Genomic DNA, 1,911 nt, shown 5'->3' on the forward strand with positions numbered 1-1,911 from the left:
AACCATAGATTTCTTGCGGCTGCTGACCTGCCTCCGTATTAGAATCTATAAGGATTGGCTTGTCTCCGCCAAATCGAGAGTTTCTTAGATACACAGGAGAACGGCTCATGCTTTCTGTACCGCCAGCTACGACGATGTCTGCTTGTTCGAAGACGATCTGTTGGATAGCAGTAGCAACGGTCTGCATGCCTGACGCACACAACCGATTGATCGTAAAGGCCGGGGAGGACTCTGGGATACCTGCTCGTAAGGCCGCCACCCTAGCCACATTCGAAGATTCAGTGGTTTGCCGCACTTCTCCCATGATCGCTTCATCCACCTGTTCAGGTGAAAGACCTGCTCGCTTAATCGCTTCCTCTATGGCTATGGACGCTAAGTGCCCGGATGATAGACTTCTTAACGATCCCCCATATCGTCCGATCGGGGTTCTTACAGCACTGACGATCACGAAACTTTCCTTCACATAAACGCCTCCCTTTTGTTATAAGCTGTACTCTTTTTTCAGCTGACTGGAGATGATATTTTTCTGTATTTCCGATGTACCTTCATAGATTCGAGTAATCCTTGCATCGCGGAAAAAGCGCTCTATTGGATAATCCGATATGTAACCGATGCCCCCATGAACCTGGACAGCTTTATCCGCTACACGGTTATAGACTTCCGAGCCGTAGAGCTTAAGCATAGCGGCTTCCTTAATCACTTTTTTCCCTTGATCGACCATCCAGGCGACCCGATACGTGAAGGAGCGAAGCGCCTCTGTCTCCACCGCCATTTCTGACACCATGTGGGCTACGGCCTGGTGCTCAATAATTGGCACGCCAAATTGTTCACGCTCCTGTGTATATTGCATCGATAAATCGAGCAGCTTTTGACAGGATCCTAGATTCCTGGCAGCTAGTCCTGCTCGTCCATTCGCTAAGATTTTCAATGCGTTCACGTACCCCTGCCCTTCTTCACCGAGCACATTTTCAACAGGAACCTCACAATCTTCTAATATAATCTCTGCCGAATGAGAGCCGTGTAAGCCCATTTTCGGTTCAACAGCCCCTACTTGGAAGCCCGGGAAATCTTTTTGCACAATAAAAGAAGTGATTCCTTTCGCCCCTTTACTCGCATCCGTCACCGCCATTACCGTGAAAACGTCAGCTTCCGTAGCGTTGGTAATATAGTGCTTCGTCCCGTTCAGGATATACTTGTCATCTTTTCTCACTGCCGTTGTTTTTAAATTCGTGGCGTTCGACCCGGCACTAGGTTCTGTCAGGGCAAAGGCTCCGATGGATTCCCCGCGAGCGAGAGCGGGCAAATACTTTTGCTTTTGTTCTTCATTTCCTAGCTCAACGATTCCGACCGTTCCAATGCCGGTATGTCCGCCAATCAGCGTGGTGTACCCGTTATGGGTAGCACCTATCTCTTCATAGAGCGCACATTTGCCGACCATTCCGATCCCTAATCCGCCGTACTCTTCCGGGATGCTTAGGCCGAACAACCCCATCTCTTTGGACATCTCAATAATACGAGGAGGTATTTTGTTCTCCCGCTCAATGTCCATGGCTACAGCCTCTACCTCCGTTTGGATAAAGTCTCGGACATTTTTCTTTAGATACTCGATATCTTCGTCAAAATGAAAATCCATTTTTACCACTCCTTTTTAATAGTTGAGCGATTCTTATCAATTTGTGATGGATTATTTTAGTTCTTTCGGAAAATAATTCAATAAGAAGATTGATCCTTCCCGCGATTTAATCGATGCTCTTAGAATTTTCATAGATTTAATCTATCCGTTTCGCCTCCAATGCTTCTTCAGGGATAGGGGGGATCTCTTTTTCATAAAAAGAAAAAGCGGCGCGAAAGTGGATCGACTCCGGGTAGGACATCAATACCCCGATGTCGTCAGGTCGTTCAGGCTGCACC

At 47.5% G+C, this 1,911-nt stretch carries 2 protein-coding genes; both read right to left on the bottom strand.

What is annotated here, in order from left to right; translation table 11 throughout:
* Positions 1-463, bottom strand: a 463-nt coding sequence (locus tag LD39_RS20530; protein ID WP_035553074.1) for a beta-ketoacyl synthase N-terminal-like domain-containing protein, incomplete at its 3' end; no start/stop codon positions are given.
* A gap of 18 nt (positions 464-481) precedes the next feature.
* Positions 482-1,633, bottom strand: a complete 1,152-nt coding sequence (locus LD39_RS20535; RefSeq protein ID WP_035553077.1) for an acyl-CoA dehydrogenase family protein — start codon at positions 1,631-1,633, stop codon at positions 482-484.
* Between the last annotated feature and the right edge of the window lie 278 nt (positions 1,634-1,911).

Source organism: Halobacillus sp. BBL2006 (assembly GCF_000786645.1).
In the GTDB taxonomy this organism is placed as follows: Bacteria; Bacillota; Bacilli; order Bacillales; family Halobacillaceae; genus Halobacillus.